The organism is Bradyrhizobium pachyrhizi (genome assembly GCF_029714545.1).
Classification (GTDB): Bacteria; Pseudomonadota; Alphaproteobacteria; order Rhizobiales; family Xanthobacteraceae; genus Bradyrhizobium; species Bradyrhizobium pachyrhizi.
Window position 1 is genome coordinate 4,158,578 of sequence record NZ_CP121667.1, and the last position, 18,673, is coordinate 4,177,250.

The following is an 18,673-nucleotide window of genomic DNA, read 5'->3' on the forward strand; positions in this document are numbered from 1 at the left end:
TGAGCGCCTCACATCTCGTCCCGCATGTTGCCCTGCTCATGCGGACTATGTTGCCGACCTGCCCAATGCGCTGGATGCGAGTTTCGATCGAACGTACCCAAGCCATTTTTCGTACCACCACCAATCGCCAGGCCGTAGCTCGACGCCAAATTGGTGAACAGGATTCTTTGCATCGGCGCTCTTCCACAGGAGTTGATGGGCATGCTGATTGAATCCTCGATGCCCTTCGCGACGCACAATGTCGATAATGTCTTTGGGCTTGTACTTCTTGCGCTCCGCCTCCTTGATCAGTACGCGTGCGATCTCCTGACCTTCCGCGGTGTTTGGTCGAATGAACTCGATAACTTGGTCCGCCTTTCCCTTTGAATTGACCGAACGTTCTATGTAAGCAACGCGATAGGCGTACTTTGGATCTCTAATGACTTCGTCCGACAGATTGTCTTCGTAGGCGGTATGCGCTGCGATCAAATGGGTAGGCAAGTCGGTATCCTTGAGCAACAGGTCGCGCTGGTTCTTGGCAATGCCGGCAAATTGCAAGGCTATTCCGAGTTCACGGTCGAGGCCGTATTCCGCGCCGAACATTGATTGGAGTGCAGTGTTGAAGTTCAGGCAGCAAGCTTGCAATTTGGCGCTGATATAGTCGTCGATTCGACGCGTCATCTGATGCTCGATCTCATGGCGGATGCCGATGAGGAATCTGAGGTTCGCCTTTGTGGCAGCGTCGAGCGGACAGTTGGTGTCGTCAAGGCACATTTCCAGTTCCCAATGCTTCTCGGCCCCGTGACGTGTCCTTAGAATTTCACCGGTTCTCCGATCGCGATACCGATAGTCGACTCCAAGACGCCTGAAATGTGCGTGCATCAAGTATGTCCAAGCGATCACCGCTGTGACGATGAAGACTTCAGACTTAAAGTAGGAGCGGGGGTTATTGAAACCTTGCACTGCATGAAGCATCGCTTCGCGGGCCTTGATCAATAGTTCATCACCAACTATGTGAAGACCGCTGCCGTCAACGTTAGGCCATGCCTCAAGGAATGCGGCCAGTTCCTCTGTCGTGGCTGGCGCTACAGTGCCATGGGTCTTGCCGTCGCGAATATCTTTAATCCTCCCATGATTGATCGAGCGAGTAGGTCGCGTAAAATACGCTAAAATGTCCTGATCTGTTTTTCGCGGGGCAGCTGCCATCATTGCCTTGATGATCGCAACCTCGCCACGCTCAAGTCGATTCGTCGGATTTCCTGGCATTGCTTTGCAATAGATAAGAATCGGGAATCGTCTTCGCTACAATCATTGATTGTGCAGCCAATATGTTCAAGCCTAACTTAACGAAACCCGAATTTTGCGAGATCATCGAAGGGATGTCTCCCCTCGATATTGCTCGATTTCTGTACTGCCAGGAAATCGCGGGCGCTCACCTCGCGGTGGGCAAGTTCGAGGATATGTTGATCTCAGCGATGCATACGTGTGATCGAGTTAGGCTGGAAAAGGCCCTTGGGTCGGACAAGGACCACTGGGAGCGGTCTTTGTCCAAGCGCTCTTTGCTGCAAGGCTCTACGCTCGGATCGTTGATTAAGATCCTTGAGCGGCATGGGGTGCAAGGCGCAGATATAGCCTATCTCAAATGGATAAAGGACAAACGAGATTACTTTGTCCATCGCTTGTTTCATGACGGCGCATGGCCTGGTGATCTGGATGAGGACGGCTGTCGAACGATGAGGCGGAGGCTTCTCGCGATTCAGCTCTGGCTATCGCGGGCAGAGAGAAACATTTGGCTGATCTTTGAGCGAGCCGGTTTCGTTGAACTTGACCATCTGGAAGATGGCGGTCTTTTGGCCACCAACATGGGCATATACGATCTATTGGAGGCCGATACTCAGAGCGCCGACGAGGATTTTTGATGGCCACTTCCGGCGTGTCGGTTGGATTTGCCTTCAACACAAATCAAATCCCGCTTCACCACCTGCGACAAATCACCCCGACTGGCAACTCACCAAAACCTGTCAATCTGCGAATAAGAAAATATTCCGCTTGGCGTTTGACCCAACTCAGATGTTCAATATGCGCGTCTCACCCGACACGAGGGGCGGATCGCGATCGTCACGAACGCGGGTCGAGATGCGGTGGACGCTGAATGCGCGACTGACGAGTGCGCGTGAGGCGGACGGCGAAGTCGTGTGGTCCTGACGCCCTAGTGGCAGGTGTCTCTTCACATTGCGCGGTGCGCGTGGCGAAGACGGTGACAAAAAAGCCTGGTCTCGCCGGGGAGAGCACGAAGTAAGCCGCACAACCATCGCGCAGGGAAAGCCGGGTTGTTTCCGGTTACACCTGTGGTCCTACCCCCGAGCTTTCTACCCATTGCTCGGGGCCCATGGGTGCGATCGGCGCCCGGCTTTCCCTGCGCCCTCTATTCTCAACGAGGGTGAAACCAAGAGCAAAGCTCGGACGGTTCAGTCGCGAGAATGCGGTTTCATGCCCGCGCGCCGGCTGAAGCGGGCAGGGCGGATCGGCCGGGGAGGCGTGATGCACCACATCGATCATCGAACCATGGATGAGCTACGCAGGCAGCAGGCCGGCGGCGCGATAGCTGTCGATCAAGGAGTCGTAGAGCGAAATATCGGAGCGGCTTCTGGCGACGAGCTGCGCGCCGGCGACGGCGGCGAAGATGGCGCGGGCGCGCTGTTCGCTCTTTCTCGAACTGACCAGACCCGCGGCCACCAACAGCTTGCTCAGCCACGCCACGTTGACGTCGGCAAAGGTCTGGACTTCCTTCTTCACTGCGTCCGGCAGGTCGTCGACTTCCGCCGACATGAAGCTGCAGAGGCACATGCGATTGTTGTTCTCGAGCGCCTTGCGAAACACATCGGGATATCGACGCAGGCATCGGACAGGATCGGCCGCTTCTGCCAGCATCGCCTCGAGTTGGGCGGCGGTGTCCTCCCAGTAGCGCCGCGCGACGGCCACGCCGAGATCGGCCTTGCTCGGAAAATGGTGATAGATGCTGGCGGCCTTGATCCCGACTTCGTCCGCCAGATCACGGAAATTCAAGCCGCCATAGCCGCGGGCCTGCGCGGTCCGCTTTGCCGCCGCCAGGATGGCCTCCCGAGAGCTTGAACTCACTTCGTCGCCTCACTGCTTCGTTATCTACCAAGTGACAGATAGGCGTTGACCGGTCCGATTTGAAGGCTAGTTTGAACCTACCAAGTGACAGGTAGACACAGGAGTCCTGATGAAGATTTACGATTGGCCAACCGGCCCATATCCGGCCCGCGTTCGCATCGCCCTGGCCGAGAAGAACCTGCGGTCGCACGTGGAGTTCGTATTGGTCGATCTCTACAAGGGCGAGCACAAGCAGCCCGAATTCCTCGCCAAGAACTACTCCGGCACGCTGCCGGTGCTCGAACTCGACGACGGGACCTTCATTGGCGAGTGCACGGCCATTACCGAGTACCTTGACGCGCTCGATGGCGCGCCGACGCTGACCGGCAGGACGCCGCGCGAAAAGGGTGTGATCCACATGATGAGCAAGCGCGCCGAACTGGAAGTGCTCGATGCCATCAGTGTCTATTTCCACCACGCCACGCCGGGTCTCGGGCCTCATGTCGAGATCTATCAGAACCCGGAATGGGGATTCCGTCAGCGCGACAAGGCCCTCAGGGGGATGCACTACTTTGACGGCATTCTGAAACGACAGCCGTTCGTTGCCGGCGACGCATTCACGATGGCCGATATCACCCTCATCGGCGGCTTGATCTTCGCGGGACTCGTGAACGTGCCGGTGCCGGTGGAGTGCGAGGCTCTTTCGGCATGGTACGCAGCGATGCAGGAGCGTCCTAGCGTGAAGAACCGGATAACGATGTCCGAGCCGATCAAGGCACTTGATTGAGATCGTCGTTTGCGACCACCGCCCTCGTGAGTCTTACGCGAGGGCGGATCGCCAGGATGGCAAGCGTAGCCCGGACGAGCGCAGCGACATCCGGGTATCTTTCTTCCATCGCATCCCGCATGTCGCTCTGCTCATGCGGGCTACCCGGCTGCCGAGGGTCCGATCACTGCTCCTTCTTGAACAAATCCTGGAAGATGAGCGGGCCCCAACTGCGGCCGCGTGCGTGCACCAGCGCGCCACCCTCGTTGAGCTTTCCCAGCTTGACGGGCGCGAACCCGAGTTGCTTCGCCAAGGCCGCCACAGGAGCGGTCGCGTCCTCGTCGTCACCAGACAGCAAGACGACCCGGTGCCCGCCCTCGACGATCGGATCGGCAGCCAGGGTGGCCGCAATCAGGTGATTGAACCCTTTGACGAGCTTGGCGCCGGTGAACGCCTTCGCGACGAAGGCGGAGGACGGGAGGCCGTCCAGCTCTTCAGGGACTGGAAACGCGTTCATCGCGTCGATGACCGTCTTGCCTTTCCAGCTCGGCAGGGCCTTCGCAACCTCGCGATGCTCCCCGAACGGGACCGCCAGGATGATTGTGTCGGCCTCGAGTGCTTCCCGCAACGACTTGGCGACGACCGTGGGTCCAATCGCCCGAGCCTGCGGCGCCAACGCCTCGGGCGGTCGGCGGCTGGCGACGGTCACGTCGATGTTTTTACGGGCGAAGGCGTGGGCGAGGGCCTGACCTATCTTACCGAATCCTACAATCGCGTAGCTCATAATGTTTCTCCGATCCGTGTTGGTGTTGATTCGATTTCAGATGGCCGAAAAACCGCCGTCGACAGACAAATCCACTCCATTCACGAAGCTCGAATCGTCTGACGCAAGAAACAGCGCGGCCGCCGCAATTTCCTCAGGACGACCCATCTTTCCCCGCGGGATCAGGGATTCGAACATCCGCTTCGCCTCCTCGGTGAGAACCTGGTCCTGCATCGGTGTGGCGATCGGCCCCGGGCTCAGCACGTTCACCCGGATATTCCTGCCCTTCAGTTCGTTGAGCCAGGTGCGCGCGAATGAGCGCAACGCCGCCTTGCTCGCCGCATATACGCCGTAACCGGGAAAACCTTTTACGGACGCGACCGACCCGGTCATGAAGATCGATCCGCCATCGCTGAACAGCGGCAACGCCTTCTGAACCGTAAACAGCGTGCCGCGCGTATTCAGGCCGAAGGTCGCATCGAAGTGCTGCTCGGTAATCTCGCCCAGTGGGATGGCTTCGCCGATGCCGGCGCTCGCGTACTGGACGTCGATCTTGCCCTTTTCCCGCTTGACCGTGTCGAACAGACGGTCGAGGTCGTCGAGATTGGCCGCGTCGCCGCGCACGCCGGTTACGTTCCGGCCGATCAGCCTGACGGCCTGGTCGAGCGCCTCCTGCCTTCGGCCCGTGATGAAAACATAGGCGCCTTCTTCAACGAACCGCCTGGCGCTCGCCAGCGCCATACCGCTCGATCCACCCGTGATGACTGCAACCTTACCCTCAAGCTTTCCCATGACTTCTCCTTTCGTCGTGTCGGACAGCGTCTCGGGTCCCATTTGCGAGATGGCCCTCGAGAACCTCGACGTAGCTCCGCCGGCGTCAGGCGTTGAGTGCGGAAGCGCGCACATCGGTGGTGCGAAATCGATCCGGCTGGACGACTGACGCCGGCCGCGACGATCGGTGTCCGCCGTTCGGAATTGGGCCGCGCTTGTCGGCGTGGCTATTCGGCTTGGGCTATGATGATCGCCCGTGCTACCCACATACGAGATGCTGTTCGTTGTACTGGAGACGGGCTTTGGAAGGCGCACCCCAGCGGTGCTGGATTGCACCATGATCGACTGGGATGACGTTCGCTACTTTCTTGCCGTCGCGCGCGGAGGCTCGGTGCGGGCTGCCGCCGAGCGCCTCGGGGTGAACCACTCGACCGTGCTGCGACGCGTCGGCCAGCTGGAGGAACGGCTCGGAGCGCAGATGTTCGAGAAGCTGCCTTCGGGTTACCGCCTGACGGCTGCGGGGGAAGAGGTCCTCGAGCTCGCGGACCAGATGGAAGCGTCGTCGCACCAGCTGGAGACGCGCGTCTTTGGCCGCGACCAGAGCGTGCGCGGGCTTCTGCGGGTGACGCTGGCACCGCCCCTCGCGACACACCTGCTTATGCCGGACTTCGCCGATTTCGCGCGTCTGCATCCGGACATCGAAATGGAAATCTTGTCGTCCGGCGAGCTGGCAAATCTGACCAACCGGGAGGCCGACGTCGCGATCCGCGTCGTCTACGACCGCAAAACCCTGCCGCTCAATCTTCACGGCCTGAAGGGACCGGAGCTGTTCGGCGGCATCTACATATCCCGCGATCGACTGGCCGCGTGGCGTGCGGGCGCGCCTGATCCCGTCAGGTGGATCGTCATAAGCATTCACGGAATCCCGGACTGGGCCCACGAGGGCGAGGTTCGCGCCGCCGAGGTTCCGTTCAGGGCCACAGATGCCGCGGCACAGATCGTCGCGGTGCGGCAGGGGCTCGGGATGACGACGCTGCCGTGCTTCGTCGGAGATGCCGACCCCCTGCTGGTGAGGGTGCCGGGCACCGACCTGCACATGTACGGGACGCTCTGGCTTCTCACACAGGGGGAGACGCGCAAGACGAAGCGCGTGCGGCTCTTCACCGAGTTCGTATCCCGCAGGCTCACCGCGTACTCGCCGCTTCTCGCCGGGCTGTCGATATCGCGCGACTGACGCGCGGGCAGCTAGCCGATGGCGCTTGCCGCAATCCGATCGGAGGCGAGCTGCGCTTGGACCAAGCGAAAATCGCGCTCAATCCCTTGCGCTGCTGACGGTGGCAAGCGTAGCCCGGACGAGCGAAGCGATATCCGGGGCATTTCTATCCGTGTGCCGCGTGGTGTCCCGCATATCGCTGCGCTCATGCGGGCTACTCACTGTTTCGCGGATGTCGCAATGGCACATCGCGCCGGTCAAGCGGCTAGGGGGCAGCCCGACCGATCGATGCGCGCGGAGCGATCAATACGGACCCGGCTCGCAGGGGACATTGTTGCCGGTCCAGGGCGCGGTGGCGAATGAACCGACGCGCGGCGCCGGGATGCAGGCGCGACCGTCAACGTAGACGGGCTCGGTCGGCGCGGCAGCGCTCGCCTCCGCGACGTGGCGGGACATCGCGTGGGTTTCACGCGCCATTGCCGGCGACGCGATCATGGCAACCGCGATCAAAGCAGCCGACAGGAGTTTGACGTTCGTCATGGAGTTTCTCCGTTTTGTTTATGGGGCCAAGGAGTCTGGCCTCGTCAGATATTTGTGCACGGTAACGGCGGACTTAAATGCAATCATCACTCACGCCGGCTCAACGCTGCGTGAGCAATGCGATCCTCGACGTTGTGTCGCGCGATGCAGACCATCACCGACAGATTGGATGAACGAGGCGTAATCCATCACATCTTCGCGCGATGATCGTGAGGGTGCGTTACGTCCGCTAAAACTCCGTCACGGCGCGAGCTCGGCTCTGACCTCGCCGAGCAGCGCCATGCCGCCGAGCCGGCCCAGTTCGTCCGAACATTTTGCGCTCTTGCCGTAGCAGCAGAAGGCGACCGTGACGCGCTCTGAAAGCGGTCCGATGCAGGGCAGGCCGCTGTCGCCGAAAGTGGTCATGCAGGGCACGACGCGGCGTTCCTCGAAAGCGAGGTCGCGAATGCGGTCAAGGATCTGTCCTTGAAGCCGATCGGCGACTTCAATCGATCCGCCCGAGCGGAACCAGTCCTTGATATCGGCCTCGCTGTCGAGCGGAAGATCGACCGGATCGCCGCCGAGCTTCAGCCAGGTCTGGCCGTCCGGATAGGGGATCGGCGGCAGGATGTAGGGATTGTCTCCCTTGGGCCCGAGACAACGCATCGACGGCATTCCGGCCAGGCGTTGAACCTCCGCCGCACCAAGCCGGAACAGGGCCGCGGTCCGCCCATAGACCGTAAAGCCCAGCGAGCGGCCGAGCAGCGATTGGGTATGCCCGCCGGCCGCAACCAGAACACGCTCGGCCTCGACGCTGCCCGATCGCGTCCGGATCGTCACGCCGGAGCCGCTTTCCGACATCCCCAGCGCTACCTCGTCGATGATCCGGGCGCCGGCACGCTCCGCCGCGATCGTCTGCGCGCGGACCAGGCGGCGCGGGCTGATGTATCCGGCATTGCGAGGCTCGAAATATCCCTGCATTCCCGCCGTCGATTTCAGAAACGGAAAGCGCTCCGCGAGCCCCGCATCATGATAGGCTTCACACTGGATCCCGTCTTCGGCACAGATCCTGCCGATCGAAGCAACATCAGTGGTTTCGCTGCGGCCGACGTGAAGCGCACCGGCTTCCCGATAGAACTCCACGCCGCTCTCCGCTGAAATCTCGCCGTAGCGAGAAATCGCGGCGCGGTTCGCTTGCCGCCAGAACGGCCCCGGATCGTAACTCCGCGTGATGCGGCCCTCGTCATAGTGGCTGCCGAACACGCCGCCATGGCGCGAAAAATCCGCCGGCTCACCGGGCCCGATCAGCGCAACATCATGGCCCATCTTGCTCAGATGCCGCGCAGCCGCCGATCCGATCAGGCCGCGTCCGATCACCGCAAGTTTGATCGCTTGATTGGTGCTCACGAAGAAGTCCTGCGCTCTGCCTGCATCGGCAGCGTGAATTCGACCATGTCATTTCCGATGCTCTGGCAGCAAGCATAATCCAGCCGAGCGCGCAGCTGGACCGGCGAAGCTTGATCCGCCGCATCTTGAAGCCGGGCGCGAGGCGGCGGGTTACGCGTTCGGCTAACCTGGCCCCGACTCCCGCTAGAGTCTTCGCGACTGCCGGGAAGTCGGCGCAAGCGGCGTCTGACGACGCTGTTTCCACCGAGCGAACTTGAAATAAATAGTCACGGTGATTTCACTCGCGCTGGACGGCGTTATATGAGATGATGCAACCAAAGGTCAACATGGTGCATCTTCACCGGCAGGAGGGCGAAATGAGCGACCAGATGATCGATGCGACGACAAGTCCGGCACAGATCGTTCAGCAGGCGGCAAAAAAATATCTCGACATCAGCAACGCCCCTGGCTGCTGCATCGCGGTCTATGACGAAAAGTCGTTCGGCACCAAGGGCTACGTCTACCCCAAGGGACTGTCAGGCGTGGCCGGCTCTTCGCCCGCGCCATTCAGTGTCACGACCGACACGGTGTTCGAGATCGGATCGGTGACCAAGGTGTTCACCAGCACATTGCTGGCGGTGGCGGTCAAGGCGGGTGGGCCTTCTCTTGACGATACCATCGGCCCTTACCTGAACCTCTTCAGCGCGAACGCAGTGGGAACGCCCGTGCTGGACGCCATCCAGCTCGTGCAATTCGCCACCCATACCTCCGGCATGCCGGAGCAGCCGGGGGACGGCTTGACTGGCTACAGCGAGCAGCTGTTTGCGGACGAGCCGCCCTCCAATCAACTCATCAACTGGTGGAATCAATATGATACGCCGCCGCAGGGCTGCTGGCAGTATTCCAACATCGGCTTCGTGACCCTGGGCTTTGCGGTCACGCAGATGTTTGCGAAAGACAAGGGCCATAACTACAACGAAATTTTGGCCGAATACGTCACCGGTCCGCTCGGCATGAAGCAAACGGGCGCCGTCGTCAATTCATCATGGAAGATCGCGCAGGGATGTATCGGGCATTGGAGCAAGAGTTCTGAGCCGCCATACCAGATCGTTTTCGACCGCAACACGCCGACCGGCGGCACAGCCTTTGATCTGAAAACCACCGGCGACGATATGCTCAAATTTCTTGCCGCGCAGATCGCGGCGCCGAAGGGGCCGCTCGGCTCGCAGATCGCGCTCACGCAGCAGAACCAGGGGACATTCCCCCTTTGCGGGGAGAAGACCAGCGTCACCATGGGCCTCGCCTGGCAGATCACCACGGACACGCAGGGCCATACCGTTTTCACAAAGAACGGCGCGACGAGCAGGGGCGGATTCGAAGCGATCGTGATCGTCGTGCCGGAATTGCAATGCGGTGTCGCGCTGCTGAGCAACCAGTATTTCGATGCGTCGGGCGTGCACCCCGCGGGGATCGCACCCGGCCGCACCGCAATAGAGATTATCTCGCAGCTTCATCCAGGATTCGAACTGACCGAACCGCTGCCAGAACACGATCCATTCGACTAGCAAACCTGGCCCGGACGGGCGCAGCGTGTCCGGCGGCCTTGCCATCTGCGCGAGAGCCTGTCTCTGATGTCGCCGACGTCAGCCGGTCGGTCGCTTACCCGTGTTGACCGCCAGCTGCGCGGCGAAAGCCCGGCGGTAAGCCGGCCGGGCTTCGCCGCGGGCGACATAGGCGGACAGGCTCGGATATTCGTCGAGAATGCCCGATGCTCTCAGCCTGAGCAGCACCGACACCATCATCAGGTCGCCCGCGCTGAACGCGCCGTCGAGCCAGTCGGCCTTGCCGAGGCGGGCGGAGAGTTGCTGCAGCCGGTCGCGGATGCGATCCATAACCAACGGCAGGCGCTCTTTGGTCCAGGGCTTGTCGCTCTCCAGAATCCTGGTGGTCATGAGTTCGAGGATCGGCGGTTCCATCGTGTTGACCGCGGCAAACATCCAGGTGATTGCGCGGGCGCGGGCATTGGCATCGCCGGGCAGCAGGCCCGCATGACGCTCGGCGATATGGAGCACGATCGAGCCTGTCTCGAACAGCGCGAGATCACCTTCCTCATAGGTCGGAATCTGGCCGAAGGGATGCAGCGCCAGATGCGCAGGCTCCTTCATCGCCTGGAACGAAACAAGGCGAACCTCGTAAGGCTGGCCCGCTTCTTCCAGCGCCCAGCGAACGCGCGTGTCGCGGGCCAGTCCCTTGCCGCCATCGGGCGACCGTTCGAAGGCGGTGATGGTGGGCGTCATCGTTTCTCTCCATGTCCTTGCGTCCCGAGGACGAGCGGGCGGCGCGCGCCCCGACAGCCGATTCGGGATTCTTTTGACAGCAAGCTACATGCTCGCGCATGCGGGGCACGCGGTCGAGTTGCCCCGGCGCAACTCAAATCCCTTTGCGTCGCCTGCGACAAATCACCCCGACGGGCAACTCAGCAAAACGCGTCAAGCCCGCGATAAGAAAATATTCCGCTTCGGTGCCCCCGAGCATTCTACCCATTGCTCGGGGCCCATGGGTGCGATCGGCACCCGGCTTTCCCTCCGCCCTCTGTGAGAGGAGGGCGGGAAACTAAGGCAAGGCTCGGGCACTTCATGTCGCGAGAATGCGGAAGCTTGATTCACGGCTCGCGCAACACACTCAGTGTCGTCCCTGCGAAAGCAGGGACCCATAACCACCGATGGTCATTGTCGAGCGATGCCAGAACGACGAGTCCTGTTCCCAACCCCGGCCGCGCCGTAATGGGTCCCTGCTTTCGCAGGGATGATCAGCGTGTTTGCGGAACGGTTGTGGCCACCGCATCGCGCGGCCGGACCGGACAGACATTGTGATCGTGATGGCGGTGTGCGGTTTCGCCAACCACCTTATGCGAAAAAAGACGGACTGCCTTGACCGGGCTCGTGACATGCCTGTGGTTCGACCAGCACCAGGCGCGCGCGGTTGCGGATTTTACGCCGCGGCCGTTCCTGGTAGCGGTGTCCGCGGGGTATATCTTCGCTGACTGCGCGCCACGAGTTGCAGAACAAAGTCGGGTGAATGTTGATGGGTGATCAAGGCCGCGGGTTGCGAAGAATGCGATTGCTTCGTCAGATGAAGCAAAGCCACCTCGCTGAATTGATGGGTGTGGATCAGGCGACCGTGTCGCGCTGGGAGCGCGGTATTCTCGATCTGTCTGAAACCCAGTGGATCTCGGCGCGCCGATTGCTCATGGGTCCGTTCGAGCCGGCCCAGGATGCCGCCCTGAAGCGCCTTGTCGAATCCTCGACGCGCAAGGTCCATCTGGTGTGCGACCTGACGCATCGGCTGCTTGCCGCATCGGCGCCCAGGCAGGCCGAATGGCGAACCGGCTTGTCCGAATTCCTGGGCAAATCGCTACGTGTCTATGCCTCTCCGGAAATCCTCGCGGCTGATACCGCCCTCAATGATCTCGGCTGGTATGACGGGCAGCTCAGCTCGCTCGAGGTCAATACGGGTCCGAACTCCGATGCGGACCTCGTGATCCTTCCGGGACGCATGCTGTGGGAGCGCATCATGCTCGCCGACGGTGCCCCCGCACGGCTGGTCACCACCATTGCCTGATGCACGGGGAGGCTGCCTCAGCCGGATAACGCTCGCATATTTTATGCGTGGCGACCTTTCGACAAAGGCTGCTAGGTCAGGCTCGTACGGCAGACGAGCTTTGGCACGCGCATCCGGTTGGATGCGCGGGAAAAAGCTCTGAAGCGGAACACGCCCGAGGCCAGAGATCGCGTTCAATGAATTCCGTTCCGTTATTTGACATCAAGGCCGTTCCGAAGGCCGAGCTTCACGTGCATGTCGAGGGAACACTGGAGCCGGGCATGCTGCTCGATTTTGCCCGCCGGAATGATGTGGCGATCCCGTACCGCTCGATGAACGATATCCTCTCGGCGTATCGATTCTCCGATCTCCAGTCATTTTTGGAGATCTACTGGGCCGGCCTGACCGTGCTTCGGACGGAGCGCGACTTCTATGAGTTGACGCGCGCGTACCTGACCCGTGCGCGGGAAGACAATGTCGTTCATGCGGAAATCTACGTCACCCCTGCCGACCATACCGAGCGTGGCGTGCCGTTCGATGCGGTCATGGACGGCATCAGCGCCGCTTATGCAGACGCGCGGTTGCAACGCGATATCACTGGAGGCGTGATCCTGTGCGTTCGCCGGCATAAGCCTGTTGAAGAGGCCTTCGCCGCCATCGAGGCGGCACGCCGCTGGCGCGACGGCGTGGTGGCGCTCGGACTTGGTGGGCCGGAAAAAGGCTACCCGCCCGGACCCTTCGACGAGGTCTTCGCCCGCGCCCGCGCGCTTGGCTGGAAGACGACTGCGCATGCCGGTGAGGAAGGGCCACCCGATTACGTAACCGAAGCGATCGACAGGCTGCGCGTCGACCGCATCGATCACGGCGTCCAATGCGAGGCCGATCCGGCACTGATGCGGCGCCTTGCCGACGAGGGGACGCCGCTCACGGTATGCCCGCTGTCGAATGTGGCGCTGCAGATCTTCCCCGATCTCCAACATCACAATCTGCGCCGGCTGCTCCACGCCGGCCTCTGCGTCACGGTCAACTCCGACGACCCCGCGTATTTCGGAGGTCACGTCAACGAGAATTTCGTCCGCGCGGCAGCGGCGTTGGGCCTGACTGCCGAGGAGCAATTGACCCTCGCCGACAACAGCCTCAAGGCTGCGTTCATGGATGAAACGCGGCGTCAGGACTATCGGCGCGTCATCAGGGACATCAGGGCGCCCCTCCACACCGGTCACCTGCATGACGACTGACACTTCCAGTCCCGGGCTCCGCGTCTGGTTCGCCGTCATCGTGCTCGGCGTTGCTTCGTTCACGATGGTCACGACCGAGTTCGCGCCGGTCGGGCTGTTGTCCCAGATCGCCCTCGACCTTGGTCAAGACCAGGCCGCGGTCGGGCTCACGGTCACGCTCTATGCCTGGATCGGCGCTGCGAGCGGCCTGTTGTCCGCCGTTCTGCTTCAGGGCTTTCCCCGCAAGCCGCTGCTCGTTGTTCTGATGCTGGTGCTGTCCGCGACCAACCTTGCGGCAATGCTCTCCGGCGGTTTCACGGGGTTGTTACTGGCGCGGGCGGTCGGTGCTGTCGTTCACGGCTTCTTCTGGGCGATGGCGGCCGCGATCGCAACGCAGATTGCGCCGTCTCATCGCATGGGTGTTGCGACAGCGATCGTGTTCGGCGGAATCTCGATGGCAACCGTCGTCGGCGTGCCACTCGTCAACCTCATCGGACAGAACAACGGATGGCGCGCGGCATTCGGCGTGATCGGCGGGGTCGGATTGTGCACGTCCGTCCTGATGGTCGGGGTTCTTCCGCGGCTCCGGGCCGGATCGCCGGCGGGATGGCAAGCGCTGGCAGCGGTGATTTGCCGACAGGACCTGCGGAAAATCTATTCCGTAACGGCGTTCATGGCGGCAGCGAATTTCGCAGCCTACACGTTCATCGAACCCTTCCTCGGCGAGATCGCGGATGTGCCGCCTTTCATGATCGGTGTGATGCTGTTCGGTTTTGGCGGAGCAGGATTTGTCGGCAACATCCTGACCGGCGTTCTGATCGATCGCTTCATGACATCCGTCATCACGTGGGGACTGCTTGCCCTCGCGGGCGCGCTTGTCGGGCTTGGATGGTTTGGCCCGCAACTGGGGACCGGCACGGTCGTTACCTTGCTCGTTGTCTGGGGCGCCGCCGTCGCGGCGCTGTTCGCGGGCCTCCAGACCTGGATCTTGCGTGCGGCCGGTTCCATGGCAATGTCCGCGGCTGCTATCCACTCGGCCGTCATCAATTCGGCGGTTGGCGTCGGAGCCATTCTTGGTGCCCGGATGCTGACTCTCTCGGATGTATCCGGAGTGATGCTGATGGCGGGAGCGATCGTCATCGTGCCGCTCCTGATCATGCGCGTGGGCCGAAGTTGCGAAACGTGATCCGCGATGGCGAAACACGTTGTGGGACGAAAGCCTGCGCCGCGTCGAACCAGGACCATAATCACGGATTATGCCCTCTCTCATCCTGCTCGATGATCCCTGGAAGGAGACTGCCATGACCGATCTCGTCACATGCCTTTGGTTCGATCAGGGCCGGGCGCGCGAAGCGGCGGAGTTTTATGCCGCGACGTTTCCCGACAGCCATGTCGGCGCGGGCCATCAATCTCCGATACCGGGCATCGGGCAGGGCGAGGAGCTGACGGTCGAGTTCACCGTGCTCGGCCGGCGCTTCGTGGGGCTGAACGGAGGCTCCAACTACGTGCCGAACGAGGCGGTCAGTTTCATGGTGCTCACCGACAGCCAGGAGGAGACCGATCGCTACTGGAATGCGGTCACCGGCAATGGCGGCAAGGAATTGCCGTGCGGCTGGTGCCGGGATCGCTGGGGCTTTGCCTGGCAGATCACGCCGCGGCGGCTGCTCGAACTCGTCAACAGCGCCGATCGCGCCGCCGGCAAGCGCGCCATGGAGGCGATGATGACGATGAAGAATATCGACATCGCCGCGATCGAGCGCGCGGCGGCGGGGTAATCCGTCTGCCGGAATGATTTGGCCCGGGCTCGATAGTCAGGTGTCCGATCGAGCTGGCGTGTGCGGCACGCGGCCATTCGCGTTGCGGCATCCGCTCGCCGCGACGGTCACCCCGGCGCAAACGCGGGATGTGCCTGGTGCTGTCGCGTGATACGAAATTCGCATTCGCAGCTCTGGAGCCAGCCCTGATGTCCGTCGCAGCCGCCGCCAATCAACCGCAAAATCTCACCGCCGCCGAATCCGATCCGCAAACGCTTGGCTGGATGCAGGGCTTTCCGCCGCCGCAGGACAGGACCATCACCTTCCAGAACGGCTCGTTCCGCAGCTTCCCCGAATTGCGCTGGGCCTGGAGCAACATCCGCCAGCTGGTGCCGACCGTGAATGTCTGGCGCGGGGCAGGGTCGGCGTCGGTGCTGCCGCGCGAAGAGCATGATATTGGCGCGTCGGCATCGGTGACGATGGACGGCCGCCCGATGACCTTCGCGCGCATGCTCGAGGAAACCTATGCCGACGGCATCGCCGTGCTACGCCGGGGCAAGCTGATCTACGAGCGCTATTTCGGCGCCTTGAGGCCGCACAAGCCGCACATCGCGATGTCGGTGACCAAATCATTCACCGGCACGCTTGCCGGCATCCTGATCGCCGAGGGCAAGATCGATCCGCAGGCGCCGATCACCGATTACGTACCGGAGCTGAAGGCAAGCGCGTTCGGCGATGCCCGCGTGCACGAGGCGATGGATATGACCACCGGCCTCAAATACACCGAGGTCTATACCGACAAGAATTCCGACGTGTGGGGGTTGCGGCGCGCCAACGGCATGGCGCCGATCGAGCCGGGCTATGAGGGCGCGACCAATATCTTTGATTTCCTCTGCGCGCAGCAAAAGCAGGGCGAGCACGGCAAGGCGTTCGCCTACAAGACCGTCAACACCGACGTGCTGGCCTGGATCTGCCGCCGTGCCAGCGGCATGACGCTGTCGGACCTGCTTTCCGAGCGGATCTGGGCGCCGATGGGCGCCGAGGAGGATGCGCATTATCACGTCGACCGCATCGGTACCGAAAGCGGCGGCGGCGGACTGTCGACGACGCTGCGCGATCTTGCCCGCTTCGGCGAGACGATGCGCAACCACGGCCGCTTCAACGGTCGCCAGATCGTACCGTCCGATGTGGTCGAAGACATCGCGCGCGGCGGCGATCCCGGAAAATTCAAGCCGGCCGGCTACACCACACTGCCAGGAGCGTCCTACCGCAATCAATGGTGGGTGACGCACAATGCGCACGGCGCCTTCATGGCGCGCGGCGTTTATGGCCAGGGCCTCTATATCGATCCGAAGGCCGAGATGGTGATCGCGCGCTACGCCTCGCACCCGGCTGCCGGCAACGCGGCCAACGACCCTGTGACGCTGCCGGCTTACATGGCGCTGGCCAAGGATTTGATGGCGGGAGGGTGACGTCCGACTACGCGCGCGACAGCTTCTCGAACCGCTTGATCGGGCGCTCCCGCTTCAGGCGGGATAGCCGCCTGATCCAGAATTCGCCGTCGAGCTGATCGATCTCGTGCTGATGGCACACCGCGCGCAGGCCGTCGGACTCTTCGGTCTGCATGTTGCCGTCGAGATCCTGATAGCGGATGCGGACGCGGGCGTGACGCTCGACCTCGTCATTGACCCCGGGCATCGAGACGCTGCCCTCCTGGTGCAGGATCATCTCGGGCGAGGTCCGGATGATCTCCGGATTGACATAGGTCCGCGCCCCCTCGCTGGCATCGAGCTCGAGCACCACAACGCGCAGGGATACACCGATATGCGGCGCGGTGATGCCGATGCCGGGCGCCGCGCGCATGGTCTCGAGCAGGTCCTGCGCCAGTTCGCGCAGCGCCTCGTCGAACATGGTCACCGGCTCGGCCGGCAGTGCAAGCCGCGGATCGGGATAGCGCACGATGGGGCGAATGGTCATGCCCGTGTCTTAGGCCAGGGCATCGCGCCGGACAAGCTGATGCGGGCGCCGCGCGCGGCGCGCCGTTCAGAGATGCTTTTCGAAGAACAGATCGGGGTAGGGGTCGTCGTTGAAGCGCGGGATCTCGGTCCAGCCCGTCCGGCGGTAGAGCTGGCCGGCTTCCGGCAGCGCGCTGTTGGTGTCGAGCCGCAACACCGCGATGCCGAGCTCGCGCGCGGCCTTCTCGCCCGCGTCCATCAGGCGGCGGCCGAGGCCGAGACCGCGCGCGCCAGGTGCGACCCAGAGCCGCTTGATCTCGGCGAACCCGCTGCTGCCGCCCTTCAGCCCGACGCACCCGATCGGCAGGCCGTCCGACATCGCCACGATGAAGCTGCCGCGCGGCCGCACCATGTCCTTGGCCTCAGGGTCGCGCGACAACCTGACGTCAAAGCCTTTCTCGAAGCGCCGCGCCAGCTCGGCGTAATATTCACCGAGGCAATAGCGCGCCTCGTCGCCGCGCGGATCCATCTCATCGAGGGTGGTGCCATCGCGGCCGAGCGCCGAGGCGATCAGGTCCATCGCCGCCAGCAGCGCCTCGCGTTGGCTGTGGTGGGAGAGAAAGTCCTTTGCCTGCCGGTTGGAGATCGCCTCATAGGCGTTGAACTCGCGCTTACCCGCCGCCGTCAGCCGCGCGATGCGGCGGCGGGCGTCGTCGCCATGCGCCGTGGTCTCGATCAGTTCCTCGTCCTCAAGGCTGCGCAGCAGGCGGCTCATCAGGCCGGAATCGAGCCCGAGATAATCCCTGATCTCGCCGACATCGGCGCGGCCGTGCCCGATCGCATTCAGCACGCGCGCCGCGCCGAGCGGCCGGCCGCGCCCGAGGAACGAGGTGTCGAGCGCGCCGACGGCGGAAGTCACGGCACGGTTGAAGCGACGGACGCGGGAAACGGGGTCGAGCATATATCTGACTTTAGTCAGATATCGTCGCCACGTCAATCGGCCGGCGATCCGGACCGAATGGAGCCTTGTCGCCTAGTGCAGAGGCCATGCGACAGCGACGCGCATCAGCCTGAAACGCAGCGGCGCGAAGTCAGCCGCTGCGTCGTCTCGTGCCATTTCCGCGGTCACGCCGCAGCCATCCTGGCCTTGAGCACGTGCGGATCGACGAAGCCGCCAAAGCCGACCGCGATCCGGTTCCAGCCGTTGATGACGTTGATCAGCAAGGTCACCTTGACCTGCTCCTCCGGCGTGAAATGCGCCTTCAGCGTCTCGTAGGCCGCGACATGGGTATGCTGCTCACAGATCCGCGTCAGGGCTTCGGTCCAGCCGAGCGCGGTGCGCTCGCGATCAGTGTAGCAGGGCGCTTCGCGCCAGGCCGACAGCAGGTAGATGCGCTGCTCGGTCTCACCCTCATCGCGGGCGAATGTCGTGTGCAAATTGATGCAATTGGCGCAGCCGTTGATCTCCGAGGCGCGGATCTTCACGAGCTCGGCGAGCTTCGGCTCGAGGCTGGAGGAGATCGCGACCGACGCGTCGAACCAGATCTTCATGATCTTGGGGGCGGCGGCGAGCGGATCAAGTCTGACAGTCATGGTCGGTTTCCCTGGGTTGGTTGACGACATCATGACGAAC

Annotated in this window: 19 protein-coding genes; 9 read left to right on the forward strand and 10 right to left on the reverse strand. The window is 62.4% G+C overall.

Annotated elements, in window-relative coordinates; all coding sequences use genetic code 11:
- Positions 1 to 45: 45 nt before the first annotated feature.
- Positions 46 to 1,245: a DUF3644 domain-containing protein gene (locus QA639_RS19040; RefSeq protein ID WP_283090442.1), complete on the reverse strand. Its 1,200-nt coding sequence runs from the start codon at positions 1,243 to 1,245 to the stop codon at positions 46 to 48.
- 62 nt (positions 1,246 to 1,307) lie between these two features.
- On the opposite strand from QA639_RS19040, the gene QA639_RS19045 reads away from it, so the two are divergent.
- Positions 1,308 to 1,898, forward strand: coding sequence for a hypothetical protein (locus QA639_RS19045; protein ID WP_283090443.1), 591 nt, complete (start codon positions 1,308 to 1,310; stop codon positions 1,896 to 1,898).
- 655 nt (positions 1,899 to 2,553) lie between these two features.
- On the opposite strand, the gene QA639_RS19050 is transcribed toward QA639_RS19045, so the two are convergent.
- Positions 2,554 to 3,117, reverse strand: a complete 564-nt coding sequence (locus tag QA639_RS19050; RefSeq protein ID WP_283090444.1) for a TetR/AcrR family transcriptional regulator — start codon at positions 3,115 to 3,117, stop codon at positions 2,554 to 2,556.
- 109 nt (positions 3,118 to 3,226) lie between these two features.
- On the opposite strand from QA639_RS19050, the gene QA639_RS19055 reads away from it, so the two are divergent.
- A complete protein-coding gene (locus QA639_RS19055) occupies positions 3,227 to 3,883 on the forward strand; it encodes a glutathione S-transferase (protein WP_157344712.1) in 657 nt (218 codons plus the stop codon).
- 163 nt (positions 3,884 to 4,046) lie between these two features.
- Here QA639_RS19055 and QA639_RS19060 read toward each other — a convergent pair whose 3' ends face one another.
- Both QA639_RS19060 and QA639_RS19065 read right to left on the reverse strand, forming a co-directional pair.
- Positions 4,047 to 4,646, reverse strand: coding sequence for an NADPH-dependent F420 reductase (locus QA639_RS19060; RefSeq protein WP_050386714.1), 600 nt, complete (start codon positions 4,644 to 4,646; stop codon positions 4,047 to 4,049).
- A gap of 36 nt (positions 4,647 to 4,682) precedes the next feature.
- The gene (locus tag QA639_RS19065) at positions 4,683 to 5,417 is read right to left on the reverse strand and encodes an SDR family NAD(P)-dependent oxidoreductase (protein WP_283090445.1); all 735 of its coding nucleotides are present in this window, start codon (positions 5,415 to 5,417) and stop codon (positions 4,683 to 4,685) included.
- Between the two features lie 316 nt (positions 5,418 to 5,733).
- Between QA639_RS19065 and QA639_RS19070 the strand changes: the two genes are divergently transcribed.
- Positions 5,734 to 6,630, forward strand: a complete 897-nt coding sequence (locus tag QA639_RS19070) for a LysR family transcriptional regulator (RefSeq protein ID WP_283090446.1) — start codon at positions 5,734 to 5,736, stop codon at positions 6,628 to 6,630.
- A 282-nt stretch (positions 6,631 to 6,912) separates the two neighbouring features.
- Here the strand turns inward: QA639_RS19070 and QA639_RS19075 are convergent, their stop codons facing one another.
- A complete protein-coding gene (locus QA639_RS19075; RefSeq protein WP_028335066.1) occupies positions 6,913 to 7,149 on the reverse strand; it encodes a hypothetical protein in 237 nt (78 codons plus the stop codon).
- Between the two features lie 240 nt (positions 7,150 to 7,389).
- Positions 7,390 to 8,535 (reverse strand): NAD(P)/FAD-dependent oxidoreductase, encoded by a 1,146-nt coding sequence (locus QA639_RS19080; RefSeq protein WP_283090447.1) that lies wholly within the window; start codon positions 8,533 to 8,535, stop codon positions 7,390 to 7,392.
- Positions 8,536 to 8,891: 356 nt separating this feature from the next.
- Here QA639_RS19080 and QA639_RS19085 point away from each other — a divergent pair, with 356 nt between their 5' ends.
- A complete protein-coding gene (locus QA639_RS19085; RefSeq protein WP_283090448.1) occupies positions 8,892 to 10,079 on the forward strand; it encodes a serine hydrolase domain-containing protein in 1,188 nt (395 codons plus the stop codon).
- Between the two features lie 78 nt (positions 10,080 to 10,157).
- Here QA639_RS19085 and QA639_RS19090 read toward each other — a convergent pair whose 3' ends face one another.
- Positions 10,158 to 10,811 (reverse strand): glutathione S-transferase family protein, encoded by a 654-nt coding sequence (locus QA639_RS19090; RefSeq protein ID WP_283090449.1) that lies wholly within the window; start codon positions 10,809 to 10,811, stop codon positions 10,158 to 10,160.
- 787 nt (positions 10,812 to 11,598) lie between these two features.
- Between QA639_RS19090 and QA639_RS19095 the strand changes: the two genes are divergently transcribed.
- The 5 genes from QA639_RS19095 to QA639_RS19115 all read left to right on the forward strand — a co-directional run bounded on the left by QA639_RS19095 (position 11,599) and on the right by QA639_RS19115 (position 16,557).
- On the forward strand, positions 11,599 to 12,135 hold the full coding sequence (locus tag QA639_RS19095; RefSeq protein WP_157344890.1) for a helix-turn-helix domain-containing protein: 537 nt from the start codon (positions 11,599 to 11,601) through the stop codon (positions 12,133 to 12,135).
- Positions 12,136 to 12,311: 176 nt separating this feature from the next.
- Positions 12,312 to 13,352, forward strand: a complete 1,041-nt coding sequence (locus QA639_RS19100) for an adenosine deaminase (protein ID WP_157344698.1) — start codon at positions 12,312 to 12,314, stop codon at positions 13,350 to 13,352.
- A complete protein-coding gene (locus QA639_RS19105) occupies positions 13,342 to 14,517 on the forward strand; it encodes an MFS transporter (RefSeq protein WP_283090450.1) in 1,176 nt (391 codons plus the stop codon). The genes QA639_RS19100 and QA639_RS19105 overlap by 11 nt, the downstream gene beginning before the upstream one ends.
- A 115-nt stretch (positions 14,518 to 14,632) precedes the next feature.
- Entirely contained in the window at positions 14,633 to 15,106 is a 474-nt protein-coding gene (locus tag QA639_RS19110; RefSeq protein WP_157344696.1) for a VOC family protein, read from the forward strand.
- 188 nt (positions 15,107 to 15,294) lie between these two features.
- Positions 15,295 to 16,557 carry a serine hydrolase domain-containing protein gene (locus QA639_RS19115; RefSeq protein ID WP_157344694.1) on the forward strand — a complete coding sequence of 421 codons (1,263 nt, stop codon included), beginning with the start codon at positions 15,295 to 15,297 and terminating at the stop codon, positions 16,555 to 16,557.
- Between the two features lie 7 nt (positions 16,558 to 16,564).
- Here QA639_RS19115 and QA639_RS19120 read toward each other — a convergent pair whose 3' ends face one another.
- From QA639_RS19120 to QA639_RS19130, 3 genes are all read right to left on the reverse strand, one after another.
- Complete coding sequence (locus QA639_RS19120; RefSeq protein WP_283090451.1) at positions 16,565 to 17,062, reverse strand: peptide deformylase; 498 nt, start codon at positions 17,060 to 17,062, stop codon at positions 16,565 to 16,567.
- Positions 17,063 to 17,128: 66 nt separating this feature from the next.
- Entirely contained in the window at positions 17,129 to 18,001 is an 873-nt protein-coding gene (locus tag QA639_RS19125) for a bifunctional helix-turn-helix transcriptional regulator/GNAT family N-acetyltransferase (protein ID WP_283090452.1), read from the reverse strand.
- A gap of 164 nt (positions 18,002 to 18,165) precedes the next feature.
- Positions 18,166 to 18,633: a carboxymuconolactone decarboxylase family protein gene (locus tag QA639_RS19130; RefSeq protein ID WP_283090453.1), complete on the reverse strand. Its 468-nt coding sequence runs from the start codon at positions 18,631 to 18,633 to the stop codon at positions 18,166 to 18,168.
- Positions 18,634 to 18,673 lie beyond the last annotated feature (40 nt).

Excerpts from the sequence above, each read along its gene's own strand:
- QA639_RS19040 (WP_283090442.1), bottom strand. The coding sequence starts at position 1,245 with ATGCCAGGAAATCCGACGAATCGACTTGAGCGTGGCGAGGTTGCGATC.
- QA639_RS19045 (WP_283090443.1), top strand. The coding sequence starts at position 1,308 with ATGTTCAAGCCTAACTTAACGAAACCCGAATTTTGCGAGATCATCGAA.
- QA639_RS19055 (WP_157344712.1), top strand. The coding sequence starts at position 3,227 with ATGAAGATTTACGATTGGCCAACCGGCCCATATCCGGCCCGCGTTCGC.
- QA639_RS19060 (WP_050386714.1), bottom strand. The coding sequence starts at position 4,646 with ATGAGCTACGCGATTGTAGGATTCGGTAAGATAGGTCAGGCCCTCGCC.
- QA639_RS19065 (WP_283090445.1), bottom strand. The coding sequence starts at position 5,417 with ATGGGAAAGCTTGAGGGTAAGGTTGCAGTCATCACGGGTGGATCGAGC.
- QA639_RS19070 (WP_283090446.1), top strand. The coding sequence starts at position 5,734 with ATGATCGACTGGGATGACGTTCGCTACTTTCTTGCCGTCGCGCGCGGA.
- QA639_RS19075 (WP_028335066.1), bottom strand. The coding sequence starts at position 7,149 with ATGACGAACGTCAAACTCCTGTCGGCTGCTTTGATCGCGGTTGCCATG.
- QA639_RS19085 (WP_283090448.1), top strand. The coding sequence starts at position 8,892 with ATGAGCGACCAGATGATCGATGCGACGACAAGTCCGGCACAGATCGTT.
- QA639_RS19090 (WP_283090449.1), bottom strand. The coding sequence starts at position 10,811 with ATGACGCCCACCATCACCGCCTTCGAACGGTCGCCCGATGGCGGCAAG.
- QA639_RS19095 (WP_157344890.1), top strand. The coding sequence starts at position 11,599 with ATGGGTGATCAAGGCCGCGGGTTGCGAAGAATGCGATTGCTTCGTCAG.
- QA639_RS19100 (WP_157344698.1), top strand. The coding sequence starts at position 12,312 with ATGAATTCCGTTCCGTTATTTGACATCAAGGCCGTTCCGAAGGCCGAG.
- QA639_RS19105 (WP_283090450.1), top strand. The coding sequence starts at position 13,342 with ATGACGACTGACACTTCCAGTCCCGGGCTCCGCGTCTGGTTCGCCGTC.
- QA639_RS19110 (WP_157344696.1), top strand. The coding sequence starts at position 14,633 with ATGACCGATCTCGTCACATGCCTTTGGTTCGATCAGGGCCGGGCGCGC.
- QA639_RS19115 (WP_157344694.1), top strand. The coding sequence starts at position 15,295 with ATGTCCGTCGCAGCCGCCGCCAATCAACCGCAAAATCTCACCGCCGCC.
- QA639_RS19120 (WP_283090451.1), bottom strand. The coding sequence starts at position 17,062 with ATGACCATTCGCCCCATCGTGCGCTATCCCGATCCGCGGCTTGCACTG.
- QA639_RS19125 (WP_283090452.1), bottom strand. The coding sequence starts at position 18,001 with ATGCTCGACCCCGTTTCCCGCGTCCGTCGCTTCAACCGTGCCGTGACT.
- QA639_RS19130 (WP_283090453.1), bottom strand. The coding sequence starts at position 18,633 with ATGACTGTCAGACTTGATCCGCTCGCCGCCGCCCCCAAGATCATGAAG.